This is a genomic window from Vibrio metschnikovii CIP 69.14 (genome assembly GCF_000176155.1).
GTDB classification, from domain to species: Bacteria; Pseudomonadota; Gammaproteobacteria; order Enterobacterales; family Vibrionaceae; genus Vibrio; species Vibrio metschnikovii.
In genome coordinates, this window is the sequence record NZ_ACZO01000006.1 from 1,215,092 (window position 1) to 1,228,898 (window position 13,807).

12 protein-coding genes are annotated in these 13,807 nt (G+C 44.7%); 10 read left to right on the plus strand and 2 right to left on the minus strand.

From position 1 onward, the window contains the following. Nucleotides 1–27: 27 nt before the first annotated feature. Both nhaB and dsbB read left to right on the plus strand, forming a co-directional pair. Nucleotides 28–1,614 (plus strand): Na(+)/H(+) antiporter NhaB, encoded by a 1,587-nt coding sequence (nhaB, locus tag VIB_RS08905; RefSeq protein ID WP_004395618.1) that lies wholly within the window; start codon nucleotides 28–30, stop codon nucleotides 1,612–1,614. A 96-nt stretch (nucleotides 1,615–1,710) separates the two neighbouring features. Continuing rightward, entirely contained in the window at nucleotides 1,711–2,229 is a 519-nt protein-coding gene (gene dsbB / locus VIB_RS08910; protein WP_040904492.1) for a disulfide bond formation protein DsbB, read from the plus strand. A 49-nt stretch (nucleotides 2,230–2,278) separates the two neighbouring features. Here dsbB and VIB_RS08915 read toward each other — a convergent pair whose 3' ends face one another. Then, nucleotides 2,279–3,283 (minus strand): carbohydrate porin, encoded by a 1,005-nt coding sequence (locus tag VIB_RS08915; protein ID WP_004395620.1) that lies wholly within the window; start codon nucleotides 3,281–3,283, stop codon nucleotides 2,279–2,281. Between the two features lie 961 nt (nucleotides 3,284–4,244). Here VIB_RS08915 and cyoA point away from each other — a divergent pair. The 8 genes from cyoA to VIB_RS08955 are packed head-to-tail and all read left to right on the plus strand — an operon-like array spanning nucleotide 4,245 to nucleotide 10,780. Continuing rightward, a complete protein-coding gene (gene cyoA, locus VIB_RS08920; protein WP_004395621.1) occupies nucleotides 4,245–5,129 on the plus strand; it encodes a ubiquinol oxidase subunit II in 885 nt (294 codons plus the stop codon). Further along, nucleotides 5,119–7,179, plus strand: coding sequence for a cytochrome o ubiquinol oxidase subunit I (gene cyoB, locus VIB_RS08925; protein WP_004395622.1), 2,061 nt, complete (start codon nucleotides 5,119–5,121; stop codon nucleotides 7,177–7,179). Before cyoA ends, cyoB begins: the two co-directional genes overlap by 11 nt. 16 nt (nucleotides 7,180–7,195) lie before the next feature. Further along, on the plus strand, nucleotides 7,196–7,804 hold the full coding sequence (gene cyoC, locus VIB_RS08930; RefSeq protein ID WP_004395623.1) for a cytochrome o ubiquinol oxidase subunit III: 609 nt from the start codon (nucleotides 7,196–7,198) through the stop codon (nucleotides 7,802–7,804). Then, nucleotides 7,804–8,142: a cytochrome o ubiquinol oxidase subunit IV gene (gene cyoD / locus VIB_RS08935; RefSeq protein WP_004395624.1), complete on the plus strand. Its 339-nt coding sequence runs from the start codon at nucleotides 7,804–7,806 to the stop codon at nucleotides 8,140–8,142. Before cyoC ends, cyoD begins: the two co-directional genes overlap by 1 nt. Nucleotides 8,143–8,154: 12 nt before the next feature. Next, the gene (cyoE, locus tag VIB_RS08940) at nucleotides 8,155–9,072 is read left to right on the plus strand and encodes a heme o synthase (protein WP_004395625.1); all 918 of its coding nucleotides are present in this window, start codon (nucleotides 8,155–8,157) and stop codon (nucleotides 9,070–9,072) included. Further along, nucleotides 9,069–9,695, plus strand: coding sequence for an SCO family protein (locus VIB_RS08945; RefSeq protein ID WP_004395626.1), 627 nt, complete (start codon nucleotides 9,069–9,071; stop codon nucleotides 9,693–9,695). Before cyoE ends, VIB_RS08945 begins: the two co-directional genes overlap by 4 nt. Before the next feature lie 2 nt (nucleotides 9,696–9,697). Further along, entirely contained in the window at nucleotides 9,698–10,234 is a 537-nt protein-coding gene (locus VIB_RS08950) for a copper chaperone PCu(A)C (protein WP_004395627.1), read from the plus strand. Between the two features lie 18 nt (nucleotides 10,235–10,252). After that, nucleotides 10,253–10,780: a hypothetical protein gene (locus VIB_RS08955; protein ID WP_040904495.1), complete on the plus strand. Its 528-nt coding sequence runs from the start codon at nucleotides 10,253–10,255 to the stop codon at nucleotides 10,778–10,780. Nucleotides 10,781–10,850: 70 nt separating this feature from the next. On the opposite strand, the gene VIB_RS08960 is transcribed toward VIB_RS08955, so the two are convergent. After that, entirely contained in the window at nucleotides 10,851–13,694 is a 2,844-nt protein-coding gene (locus tag VIB_RS08960; protein WP_004395629.1) for a DNA translocase FtsK, read from the minus strand. Nucleotides 13,695–13,807: the final 113 nt, after the last annotated feature.

Genomic DNA, 13,807 nt, shown 5'->3' on the forward strand with positions numbered 1-13,807 from the left:
TCGCTAAATTAACTGAGAGAAATAACCATGCCGATATCACTCGGAAGTGCCTTTATTAAAAACTTTTTAGGCAAAGCGCCTGATTGGTACAAAGTTGCCATTATCACCTTCCTTATTATCAATCCTATCGTCTTCTTTTTCATCGATCCTTTTGTTGCCGGATGGTTGTTAGTCGCGGAATTCATTTTCACTTTAGCTATGGCGCTGAAGTGTTATCCTCTCCAGCCCGGTGGATTACTGGCGATTGAAGCGATTGCGATAGGCATGACCAGTCCAGAACAGGTCAAACACGAGTTAGTCGCCAACATTGAAGTTCTGCTTTTATTGATGTTTATGGTCGCAGGGATCTACTTTATGAAGAACTTGCTCCTGTTCATTTTCACCAAAATCTTACTCGGCATCCGCTCCAAAATACTGTTATCTGTCGCCTTTTGTCTGACTGCCGCCTTTCTTTCCGCTTTCCTTGATGCGTTAACCGTCATCGCCGTGATCATCAGTGTCGCGGTCGGATTCTATGCCATTTATCATAAAGTGGCTTCTGGGCAGCCCATTCTCGCTACGCACGATCATACTCACGATGAGCAAATCTCTGAACTGACTCGTAATGACTTAGAAGACTATCGCGCTTTTCTACGCTCACTATTAATGCACGCGGGCGTCGGTACCGCTTTAGGAGGCGTGATGACCATGGTTGGTGAGCCGCAGAATCTTATCATTGCCGATCACGCGGGTTGGCTATTTGGTGAATTTTTCATCCGTATGGCCCCCATTACTATTCCAGTGTTGCTTTGCGGTATTTTAACCTGCGTAATAATAGAAAAATTTCAGGTATTCGGCTACGGCGCTCCTCTGCCCGCCAATGTACGGCAAATACTCATGGACTTTGATAGTCAAGCTCGTCAAAACCGAACCAAACAAGATATTGCCAAACTTTGGGTTCAGGCCTTGATTGCCGTTTGGCTGATTATTGGCTTAGCTTTACACCTTGCTGCGGTTGGTCTGATCGGTTTATCGGTGATCATTCTCGCCACCAGTTTTTCAGGTATCGTTGAAGAGCATGCAATGGGTAAAGCTTTTGAAGAAGCGCTGCCCTTTACCGCGTTACTGGCGGTTTTTTTCTCGATTGTCGCCGTGATCATCGATCAACAACTGTTTACACCTATTATCGATGCGGTGCTGCATATTGATGATAAGGGCAGTCAACTGGCTCTGTTTTATGTTGCCAATGGCTTGCTATCGATGGTTTCTGATAACGTATTTGTCGGTACGGTCTACATTAGCGAAGTTCAAGCGGCGTTAACACACGGCATCATCTCAAGAGATCAATTCGATTTACTGGCCGTCGCTATTAATACTGGGACTAACCTCCCCTCTGTAGCAACGCCTAATGGCCAAGCCGCTTTCTTATTTTTACTCACTTCAGCACTAGCGCCATTAATTCGCTTATCGTATGGGCGTATGGTGTTTATGGCGCTACCCTATACCATTGTCATGACCTTAGTAGGATTAGTCGGCGTAATTGTCTTCCTAGAACCGATGACTGGCTATTTTTATGATCTTGGCTGGATAACCCATCATAGCCTCAAAGCGGGAGCCATGCTCAGCAGCCATTAAAATTGTATTGAATAAGAAACCAATCCAAGCTAAAAAGCTCTAATCGACGACGAAATGACTATTTCGTCGTCATCTTAATTTAGCAAGGACAGTCATGTGAATTTTATCTTTCAACTTCAACGCTTTTCCCGCTCTCGCCTATCATGGGCTTTACTGCTTGGCTTAGTGATTTTTTTTGAACTTTGCGCACTTTACTTCCAGCATGTCATGCTACTTGCTCCCTGCGTGATGTGTATTTATGAACGTATCGCTATGCTCGGCATTGTCGGTGCCGCAGGTATCGGCTTAATTAACCCCCAACGCGCTCTATTAAGATGGCTTGGTTTTGCCGGTTGGGGTTACAGCGCTTATCAAGGCTTAAGACTTTCGATCCAACATGTGGATTATCAGTTGAATCCTTCCCCATTCAACACGTGCGATCTGTTTGTTACTTTTCCAAGCTGGGCACCACTTAATCAATGGATGCCGTGGATGTTTGAAGCCTATGGTGATTGTAGCCAAATCTCTTGGCAATTATTCAGCCTATCGATGCCGCAATGGTTAATAGTGATTTTTGCTGGTAATTTACTCGCGTTAAGCCTGATGGTGGCTGTGCAGTTTGTAAAACAGAAATAATAAAAATGCCCACCATCAGGTGGGCAAAATCAGCAGTGCAATTAATTACTTAAAAGAAGTATTTAAAACGAACGCGAACACCCACATCTTGATCATCGTTAGCGTTGTCAACTTTCGAGAAGTAAGAACCCAAGTAGATAGAGAAATCTTGTACATCCATTACGTTAGCAATTTCATAAGATGCCCAAGTTGTATTCATTTTCTCTTTGCTACCAGTATCTGCTTGTGAATAGATATGGCCTAAACCAAAGCGCTTATACTGAATCACTGCACCAATGGAAGTATCTTCTTTGGTACCAGTGACATCAAAATCACGGTAGGCGTAACTCAAATCCAGGCTAAAGTCTTGTACTGAGTAGTTAACCGTTGCACCGTAACCAAGATAATCATTAGCTGCATCGGCTTTATCTGCCGTTAAGTTTGCTTCCAATGCCGCAGCAAAACGTAAGGTATCTGTAGCTTGGAAAGCGACCACTGGGCGAACAAAGACTGCGTTTTTGTCAGCGCCATCATTTTGTTTAAACAGCGAGCCTAATTCAAAATAAAGACTATCGATCGATTTTGCGTAGCTCACTTGACCATAGTCACCACGGCCACGAGCGTCTTTCATACGGTAAGGTTCAATAACGTCACCCGCGACATTAGTACGAGCAAAATCCAGCATCGTATCTTGGCCAACAGGGAACATATCAAAGCCTTCAAAACGACCAATTTTTAATTCCCAATCGGCTTGGCGACCAATAGCGAAGAAAGCATCATCCAGATCCACATCACCACTGGATTTTAGTAGCGGCTGAACTTGAACTTTTAGATAGTGATCATTGGCGACTTCACGTTCTGCAGCGATCTGCACCAAAATACGGCCACTTTGACTAAAGTCTTGAGTACTTTGATTGTTTCTATCTTTATCAACGAAGTTAAGATCATACTCAACATCACCGCCAATCGTAAATAAACCCTGTTCATTCTCAACGCTGATCCCTGCATTCGCAGCCAGTGCAGCAGAGACCAAAACAGAAGCAAGCGAAAGTTTACCAAAGGTATTAAATTTCATTATTATCTCCATTGACCTTAAGGTCATTGTGTTGATTTTATTAGTTTAGTGCTGTCCTTTGCTTTACCCAGACCCCAAGTGTGCGATTAGGGGGTACATCGTTTTCATGTGGTTATCGCTTTGAAGTCCGAGGTCAGTGACCACTGTGCATGAGAATCCCTTCGTGCCGCTGACGAGCTGAGTGTACATTCACCAAATAGATAGAAACCATGAATCTGATCACAATGAAAACCGTTCCCAATTAATAAATTATGAATTATTTCCGTTTCGTCACGCTTATTAAATTAATTTGGATACGAAATTAATTACTGGCATGATTTTTAATGTTAATTTTTTTACTGAAAAAATTAATTAAACTCAAGAATGTTACTAGCTTGATAAAATATATGGGAGTAGGCATAGATAAAATGATGAATGGCGGAGACGAGAATGATATTACTTATGTCTGCCTGATATCGTCAGAGGTGAAATAATGGCTCTCTTCTCTCGGTCTGAAAATAATCTTGCTTTCACCTCGCCATGATTTAGCTTGTCGTCAATCAAGCCTTACCGTCATTGGGCCTGTTACAGTCGACTTGCCGAATTGGTCATGACAAACCTTCCTCTAGCAGCCATAAAAATAGCGCGCCATGTCAATGCGAAAAACAAATATAAATATCCCAATGATCGAACCACTCTCAGTATCCGTAAATGAGCTTAACTGACAGCGAATTAATCGTTTTAGCACTTTTCTTTGTTGACAAAATGAAAAACTGCAGTGAACTCGGTAGCTTTGTTGTGACGTAGAATGCCAAATGGCTACTTAGTTGTAACATACGTGTATAATGTGTTGCAGACTGCTTTGTTTTCTTTAGAATAATGTGCCGAAGCAAACTAGTTGATAGATAATCCCTCATCACTGACTTAGTTTTGACGTTTATTTATCCATTACATAAGACTCTATGGTTTCCTGGGAGGAAAAATGAAAACCAAAAGTAACATTAAAGTTACTTTGATATTGTTAGGGGTTGCGGTTTTAGGTCTTATTGGCGCTATCTTCAGCACTGATATGGTGTTGTTTGATCCCAAAGGACCGATTGGTGAAGCGCAAAAATCACTGATCATTACCTCCGTGCTACTCATGGCAATTATCATTATCCCGGTCTTGTTCATGGCGATTTACTTTCCTTACAAGTACCGTCATAGCAACACTAAGGCTGAGTACAAACCCAAGTGGGAACACTCAACGAAGATTGAAATCATCGTTTGGGCGATTCCATGTTTGATTATTCTCGCGTTGGGCCGCATCACTTATCTTACTGCTTTTTCACTCGATCCGAGGCAAGCAATAGAGTCAGATAAGCCACCGTTGACTATTCAGGTCGTCGCGATGAACTGGAAATGGCTATTCATCTACCCAGAGAAAGGAATCGCCACCATCAACGAAATTTCATTTCCCGTTGATCGCCCAGTGCAATTTCTGGTGACTTCAGATACAACAATGAACTCTTTCTTTATCCCTCAATTAGGTAGTCAAATCTATGCGATGGCAGGGATGGAAAACCGTTTGAGTTTAATGGCTTCTGAAGAAGGTGTTTATCGTGGCATGTCAGCGAACTACAGTGGATTAGGTTTTTCCAATATGCATTTTAAAGCTCATGCCGTCACTGATGAGCAATTTGAGCAATGGGTTAACCAAGTAAAAAGTTCAGGCAACGTGCTTGATGACTATAGCTATCAAGCGCTAGTGGATAATTCCCACGAGCAGATTCGAACTCAGCACCCGATTACCTACTTCTCTACGGTTAATCCACTGCAATTTAAAGACATCATTGAGAAATATTCAGGAGTCCAAAATGGCTTATAAAGGCGATGTTCATGCCGAGCCGAATGCAGTCTTCGGTAAACTGAACTGGGACGTTATCCCGTATCATGACCCGGTTATTTTACCCGTCATGCTTGCGGTTGTTCTCGGCGGTTTAGCACTGCTCGGTTATATCACTTACGCAAAAAAATGGGCTTACTTATGGCACGAATGGTTTACCTCTGTCGACCATAAGAAGATAGGTCTGATGTACATCATCGTCGCAGGTGTGATGATGTTTCGTGGATTTGCTGATGCTGTCATGATGCGTTCGCATCAAGCTGCAGAGAGCGTCGGTCTTGGATACCTTCCACCAGAACATTATGACCAGGTCTTTACCGCTCACGGCGTGATCATGATTTTCTTTGTTGCGATGCCCTTTATCGTCGGCTTAATGAATATCATTGTTCCGCTGCAAATCGGGGCTCGAGATGTCGCCTTCCCTTTCCTTAACTCTTTGAGTTTTTGGTTATTCGTGGCAGGGGCAATTCTTGTCAATATCTCATTGTTTGTCGGTGAGTTTGCGGCAACGGGTTGGTTGGCTTATCCTCCTCTTTCAGGGAGTGAATATAACCCTTGGGTCGGGGTCGATTACTGGCTGTGGGCGCTGCAGATATCCGGGATAGGTACCTTGTTAACTGGGGTTAACTTCATCGCGACGATATTGCGCATGCGAGCGCCTGGAATGAAACTCATGCAGATGCCAGTATTTACTTGGACATCGCTCTGCGCCAACGCCTTAATTGTCGTGGCATTCCCGATTCTAACCGTCACTATTACCCTACTCACCCTTGACCGTTATATCGGTACTCACTTCTTTACAAGTGACATGGGTGGTAACCCAATGATGTACGTAAACTTGATTTGGGCTTGGGGTCACCCTGAAGTTTATATCTTGATTTTACCTGCATTTGGTATTTTCTCAGAAGTGGTGGCGACGTTCTCACGTAAACGTCTTTTCGGTTATACATCGTTAGTTCTTGCTACCGCTGTGATCATGCTGCTTTCTTTTGTGGTTTGGTTACACCATTTCTTCACCATGGGTGCGGGGGCGAGCGTCAATGCCTTCTTTGGTATTGCAACCATGATTATTTCCATTCCAACCGGGGTGAAAATATTCAACTGGCTATTTACCATGTACAAAGGACGGGTCGAGTTCTCAGCCAGTATGTGGTGGACTTTCTCATTCCTTATCACCTTCACTATCGGTGGTATGACAGGGGTTATGCTGGCCGTTCCTGCGGCTAACTTTGTCCTACACAATAGTTTATTCGTTATCGCCCACTTCCATAACGTGATTATTGGTGGTGCGCTGTTCGGCTACTTTGCAGGTTTAACCTACTGGTTCCCGAAAGCAACCGGCTTTAAGCTCAACGAAAAATGGGGCAAGATCTCTTGTGTCCTATGGAGTGTCGGCTTCTTTGTTGCCTTTATGCCTGTCTATGTATTGGGCTTTAACGGCATGACTCGTCGCTTATCGAGCATAGAAAACCCAGAATGGGCACCGCTGTTGTGGATTGCTGCTGCGGGTGTTGGTCTCGGCGCTCTTGGCGTGGCTGCGCAAGTATGGCAAATCTTCATCAGTATCCGTGATCGCAAAGATAACTTAGATACCACAGGTGACCCATGGAATGGCCGCACTCTTGAGTGGGCGACCTCGTCACCACCACCATTCTATAACTTTGCGACATTGCCAAAAATTCACGATCGTGATGAGCATCACTACCGTAAAGAACATGGTATGGCATACGTGAAACCTGAGCGTTACAAACAGATCCATATGCCAAAAAATACTTGGGCTGGCGTCGTAATCAGTGCTTTCTCATTGGTATTTGGATTTGCTTTTGTTTGGCATATCTGGTGGATGGTGATTGTTGGCTTCGTTGGTATGATTGGGGCGTGGATTGCTTACAGCTTCGACCGCAACAAAGATTACTATGTTCCAGTATCGGAGGTTGAAGCGATTGAAACTCCGCATCTAGAGCGCGTTTATCAAGACCACCCGCATTTCAACTCTCAACCAGAGCTTTCTGGCTCTAAACAAACGGTATGAGGATTGAGGAGTAATAATGAGCACACATACTCAAACTAATGACTTACATGATGATCATGATCATCATGATACCGCCGGTGACGATCTCTTTGGCTTTTGGGTTTATATCCTAAGTGACTGTTTATTGTTCGGTACCCTGTTCGCTGTTTTTGCGGTTTTTTCTAACAGCTTTGCTGGAATGGTTGAACCAAGCGCTCTGTTTGACCTTTGGTTTGTTGCTGGCACAACGGCTTTACTATTGCTAAGTAGCTTAACCTTCGGTATGGCAATGCTAAAGCAAAATGCCCATGATATGAAAGGCATGGCGACTTGGCTAGGCATTACTTTCGCGCTAGGCTTTGGCTTCTTGATCATGGAGCTCTATGAGTTCCATCATCTTAGCCTCGCTGGGGCTACTTTTAGCACCAGTGCCTATTGGTCATCTTTCTACGCATTGGTGGCGACTCACGGTCTGCACGTCTTTGCCGGTTTAATTTGGATGATCATCTTATTCTTCCATTTTAAACGCGATGGTTTCACCACAGCGAATAAGACTCGCTTAGCACTACTCAGCTTGTTCTGGCACTTCTTAGATATTATCTGGATCTGTGTATTCAGCGTAGTGTACTTAATGGGGGTAATGTAATGGAACACTCTTATGAACAGACCCATGGTGGTCAAGCGCATGGTAGCGTGAAAGAGTACTTACTGGGTTTCTTGTATTCGGTACTCCTGACGTTAATCCCATTTGCGATGGTGATGGCAGACATTGGCTCGCCAACCACCAAAGTTGTGGTCATTCTGATCTGTGCCGTGGCTCAGATCCTAGTACAACTTGTGTTCTTTCTACATATGAACACCTCATCAGAGCAAGCTTGGAATGTGATTACCGCCGTCTTTTCTGTGGTAATTGTCGCTATCGTCTTAGTCGGCTCTATGTGGATCATGCAGCATCTTAACCACAATATGCTGATGGGACACTAACTGGAAGTAATGATGTTCAAGCACTATTTACAACTTACTAAACCAGGCATCATCCGCGGCAACCTCGTTGCCGCGGCGGGTGGTTTCTTTCTGGCCTCACAAGGCCAGATTGACTGGCAACTTTTTATTGCTGTTTGCCTTGGCACCAGTTTGGTCGTAGCCTCTGGCTGTGTCTTTAATAACTATATTGACATAGACATAGATGCAAAAATGCAGCGTACACGTAACCGTGAACTGGTACAAAAAATCGTTCCCGTTTCACACGCGCTGATGCAAGCTTGCTTACTTGGGCTTGCTGGCTTTGCCATTTTGTATTTTTTCACCTCAAAACTTGCCTTTGGCTTCGGTGTACTGGGTTTTGTCGTTTATGTCGGCTTTTACAGCCTCTATTATAAACGCCATTCTGTGCATGGTACTTTAATTGGTGGTTTATCTGGTGCTTGTCCTCCTGTCATTGGTTACTTTGCCGTCACTCATCAACTTGATATTGGTGGCGCCATTTTATTTTTAACGTTCTGTATTTGGCAAATCCCCCACTCTTATGCGATTGCCATTTATCGATTTAATGATTATAAAGCGGCTAACATTCCTGTTCTTCCTATTCAAGAAGGTATCGCTAAGGCTCGCTACCATATCATTGGTTATATTATTGCCTTTGCTGTGGCATGTTGGGCACTCACTTACCATGGATATGCGGGAAGCTGGTTCGCTTTAGGTATGGGATTGATTAGCCTTTATTGGTTATATATCGCCAAGGTTGGCTTTCAAAAGATGCCGACCGAGCAGTGGGGCAAACAATTAATGTTGTTATCTATTGCTTGTATCATGTTGTTCTGCTTATTGATTTCAGTTGATTTCGCTCATGTAGCAGTACATAACGATATTCAAGCGGCACTGCCAACGTTCAGTTTAGAAGGCCTATCGTCATGAGTTCAAAAGCGATTAAATACACCTTAATAACTGGGGCGATTTTGATCGCCATTGTTATTAGTTTGTATGTTAAATATTCAACCGTCCCCATCGGGGAGCGACCAGTACAACCCAATCAAATCGGTGGTAACTTTAGTCTTCATACCGCACTGGGTGACATTAATTTGGATGATTATCAAGGGAAAGTAGTGGTACTTTACTTTGGTTATCTGAGCTGTGCCGAGGTCTGTCCGGCGTCAATGGGCGTCATGTCGGCGGCTTTTCGCATGCTACCTGCCGAAGTCGGTGATGAGGTACAAGGCTTGTTTATCAGTGTCGACCCCTCGCGCGATGATCTGACATCACTGCATCAATTTGCGCAGCATTTTGATCCCAGAATTAAAGGCGCAACTGGCACTGCAGAAGACATTAATAAAATCACAAACCAATATGGTGTCTATTATGACATGGTTAATATGCAAAATTCCGCATTGAGCTACACCGTTGATCATGTCTCCCGATTCTTTGTTATCGCCCCTAATGGACAGTTTGTTACGTCGATGAGCTACAGTACAACACCGACAGAACTGGCTGCCCGTATCGAACGCACACTACAACGCTACCAAGAAACTAAACAAGGTTAATCATGAATCGTATTGTCCAACTCTTTATTGGCGTCATTTTGCTACTCGTATTAGCAACCATCGTTCGTCATTTCACGGCTGAAAGCGATGCCGCCTCTAGTCATCATCATGCTCATCATTCTTTACAAGATGAACAACTGATTGCTATCGGTAAAGGCTTATCGATTGCAGAGCCTAAAGCGAAAGCCACCATTCCTGGAACCAAAGTCAGTGCCGGATACCTCTCATTGGTCAACCAGTCTGACTCTGATATTGTTTTCATCGCTGCACGTAGCGATGCCGCAACACATACTGAGTTACATCATATGGTGATGGAAAATAGCCGTATGTCGATGCGTCAAGTCGAGAGCATCACGGTGCCAGCTCATGGTCAGTTTGATCTTACTCCAGGTGGCTATCATATTATGTTTATGGATATTGCAACGCCCTTCGTCGCTGGGCAAACTGTTGTTGTCGAATTGATCGATGATGCGCAAAATGTTTATCCTGTTGAGCTACCGGTACTGGATATGAGTAACAACCACACTCACGCCCATTAATCACCTCGGGAGAAAAAAGTGCTTACCTCCGCGAAAAAACTGTCTTTGATTGCGCTCACCAGCACTATATCTTGCTGTGTCATGGCTGAGTCTCCGACAAGACCCACAACCTCAATGGATATTATTGCCGAGCAGCAAGCACTGCCCTGCGAGAGCATGCTCACTGAGTTTGCGGCAGAAGTACTGAAACTCAATCCACACCGCATGCTAGAGCAGATAACCCCTATTAGCCATGATCAGTTGTTTCATGCCTTCACAGTCACCGATTATCGCGACAGAGCGAGCCATATCACTTTTCATGCCGTAGAAAACGCCGCGGGACAATGTCAGGCAACGGCGATCGAAAGTTACTTGTTACAAACCAATTGTGCGGATGCAAGGCACGAAGCGTTCAGTAAGTGGACATTTCAAGGTAAACTGAATCAAGAAACAATGGTTCTTACTAGCGATCGTATCGCTGGTAAACAAGCCTTTCTGACCGATCAGAGTCCCGCCGTTTGCTTGGTGACGACTCGCTATCAAGTGATAAAACCAGCTAGCCAATAACCTACGCGTTTAATGATAAAAAAAGACCCTGTTGAAAACAGGGCCTTTTTTTATAGACTAATTTTAGAGACTACTCTCGGTTAGAGGAAGGCGCTAGCACTTCACGATTACCATTATGGCCTGGTGCACTGACAATACCTTGCGCCTCAAGCTGCTCAACGATTCTTGCCGCACGATTATAGCCAATCTTAAACCGACGCTGAACACCAGAGACCGAACCTCGGCGAGTTTCTACAATATGTTCAACGACTTGATCGAATAGCGGATCCATTTCCTCATCATCGTCCATTTTCTCACCTGGCAACAGCGACTCTGGCCCTTGATCACCGGCGATAATATCACTGATATAGTTAGGCTTACCGCGAGCTTTCCAGTTATTGACCACCGCATGCACATCATCATCTGACGCAAACGCTCCATGAACGCGAATAGTATGGCTCGACCCCGGAGGGAGATAGAGCATATCCCCCATTCCCAGTAATGATTCTGCGCCACTTTGATCAAGAATAGTTCGAGAATCCGTTTTGGTTGATACGGTAAACGCCACACGAGTTGGGATATTTGCTTTAATTAATCCGGTGATCACATCCACTGAGGGGCGTTGAGTAGCAAGAATAAGGTGTATACCCGCCGCTCGGGCTTTTTGCGCCAAGCGCGCGATCAACTCTTCTACTTTTTTACCAACCACCATCATTAAGTCTGCAAACTCATCGACGACGACAACAATATAGGGCAGCTTTTCCAAACGCGGGGGAGCAGTATCCATGCTATCCCCTTCTTTCCAAAGTGGATCGTGAATCGGATGCCCGGCCTCCGCTGCCATTTTGAGTTTATCGTTAAACCCTTTGATGTTACGCACGCCCAATACTGACATTAATTTATAACGACGCTCCATTTCGCCGACACACCAACGTAATGCATTGGACGCATCTTTCATATCGGTGACGACCTCAGACAATAAATGTGGGATGCCTTCATATACCGATAATTCGAGCATTTTAGGGTCAATCATGATAAATCGAACATCTTCTGGCGTCGATTTGTAAAGCATACTGAGGATCATCACGTTAACCCCAACCGATTTACCGGAACCTGTGGTTCCTGCCACTAACACATGTGGCATTTTTGATAAATCGACAACCACGGCTTCACCAGCAATATCTTGCCCAAGAACCATGGTCGTCGGTGACTTCGCCTCTTTAAATTGCGCACTACTGACGACATCCGACAAGTACACCGTTTGTCGACTCATATTCGGCAGCTCTAAACCAACATAAGGCTTACCAGGAATAACCTCCACGACTCGTACCGCCATCGCCGATAAGGAGCGAGCTAAATCCATCGATAAACTCGATATTCGGCTGACCTTGACTCCAGGCGCTAAATCCAATTCAAAACGCGTGATCACTGGCCCAGGAAAAATCCCCACCACTTGAGCTTGAATTTTATAATCAGCCAATTTTGATTCGACTAAACGGGCAATCTCTTCTAACGCTACGCGATCTATGAAGTTTTCACGTTTCTCAGGATGATACAGCAGCTCTAAAGTGGGCATTGGCTCAGCGGGTTTGGGCAAATTGACATTTTGCTGCATCAAAAATGGATTTTGGGTCGCCGCCATATTGGCTTGCGCATCAGACACCATGCTTTGAAATGCCTGTACATCAGCGTCCAATGGCAATGACTCATCTTCAATACTCTCATCGTGGTCATCGCTCATCTCAATATTCTGCTCGTGCTCAGCAGTCAGTATCGGCTCCGATGATGGCGAGTCGCTTAATGTGGGCGACGATGACTCGTCTTCAACAACATCTAAGCGAGATATCACAGGTTGAGTCATGGGATCGTCCCATTCCGTTTCCTCTAACGTTTGAGGATTAAATACAGGTTCATCATCCACGTTCGCTTCGCTCAGCGTCACCGATCCTATCGATTCGACTGGCTGAACAGGATTTTCTTGAACAGGGGGAGTAAAATCCGGTTCTTCAGCAAAGTCGTCGTATTGACGAGCTTGCTGTTCTAACTCTTCTATCGTCGCATTAAGCGAGACTTCCCGCTCCGGTTTCTCTGTATTTTGGTTATCCGGAATATGAATATTGAAGCGTCGCGGTGCTTGCTCTGTCGTTGTTGACTGGCGTTCAACAATCTTATTATTCGTCTCCAAAATACGCTCAGAGATCGAAGTGACGGATGAGGCATTGTCAGGTGCGACATCGGGAGATATGGGCTCAAGATCAACACTCTGTGGCTGAATAAGCTCGTCTTTGTCACCACGGACACGGTTAATCAACCATTGACCGCCTCGGATAACGTTACTGCCGAGCCACTCGACAATCGTTAACCAAGAGATTCCGGTTAATAACGTTAGCCCCGCTCCCCATAAAAAGAGCAGCACTAAGGTCGTACCAAGTAAGTTCAAGGTCGGTAATGCTAAGCTGGTGAGGACATCACCAATCACCCCACCGGACGAAAAATACCAAATATCATCAAAATTGATATCAGCTAACCCACAACTGGTGAGGATCAAAATAACTAAGCCGAGTAAACGGGTCCCCCACAGCATCAAATCAATGCTTTCTTGCTCCTCACGGCGGCGTAACGTTATCCATGCCGTGACAGTAAAAATAATCGGCAATAGATAAGCCAGCGAGCCAAAAACAAAAAAGAGTGTGTCAGCAACCCAAGCGCCGACGATACCACCAGCATTTTGAATCTCAGAACCCCAAGCGGTTTGTGACCAAGAAGGGTCCGCCGGGTGAAAGGTCAGTAAAGCCACCGCCAGTAACACGGAGCAGAGAACCGCCAAGATAAGCCCACACTCTTTTAAACGCTGCTTGCCATTTAAACGTGAGGGAGGCAACTGCTCAGAGGTTTTGATGATCGTTTCAACTTTATTGTTACTGTGTTTGAACATATACCAACTTGACTATGATAATGGCCAGTATAAAAAATACTATAACCTATATTGGAGAGGAGAAAACAGTCTGAGCGGCGATGGCCGCTCAGACTGTTGGTAGATTTAACCAT

Bases quoted from the DNA above. Each gene is read 5' to 3' on its own strand.
- nhaB (WP_004395618.1), top strand. From the start codon at position 28: ATGCCGATATCACTCGGAAGTGCCTTTATTAAAAACTTTTTAGGCAAA.
- VIB_RS08915 (WP_004395620.1), bottom strand. From the start codon at position 3,283: ATGAAATTTAATACCTTTGGTAAACTTTCGCTTGCTTCTGTTTTGGTC.
- cyoA (WP_004395621.1), top strand. From the start codon at position 4,245: ATGAAAACCAAAAGTAACATTAAAGTTACTTTGATATTGTTAGGGGTT.
- cyoB (WP_004395622.1), top strand. From the start codon at position 5,119: ATGGCTTATAAAGGCGATGTTCATGCCGAGCCGAATGCAGTCTTCGGT.
- cyoC (WP_004395623.1), top strand. From the start codon at position 7,196: ATGAGCACACATACTCAAACTAATGACTTACATGATGATCATGATCAT.
- cyoD (WP_004395624.1), top strand. From the start codon at position 7,804: ATGGAACACTCTTATGAACAGACCCATGGTGGTCAAGCGCATGGTAGC.
- cyoE (WP_004395625.1), top strand. From the start codon at position 8,155: ATGTTCAAGCACTATTTACAACTTACTAAACCAGGCATCATCCGCGGC.
- VIB_RS08945 (WP_004395626.1), top strand. From the start codon at position 9,069: ATGAGTTCAAAAGCGATTAAATACACCTTAATAACTGGGGCGATTTTG.
- VIB_RS08950 (WP_004395627.1), top strand. From the start codon at position 9,698: ATGAATCGTATTGTCCAACTCTTTATTGGCGTCATTTTGCTACTCGTA.
- VIB_RS08960 (WP_004395629.1), bottom strand. From the start codon at position 13,694: ATGTTCAAACACAGTAACAATAAAGTTGAAACGATCATCAAAACCTCT.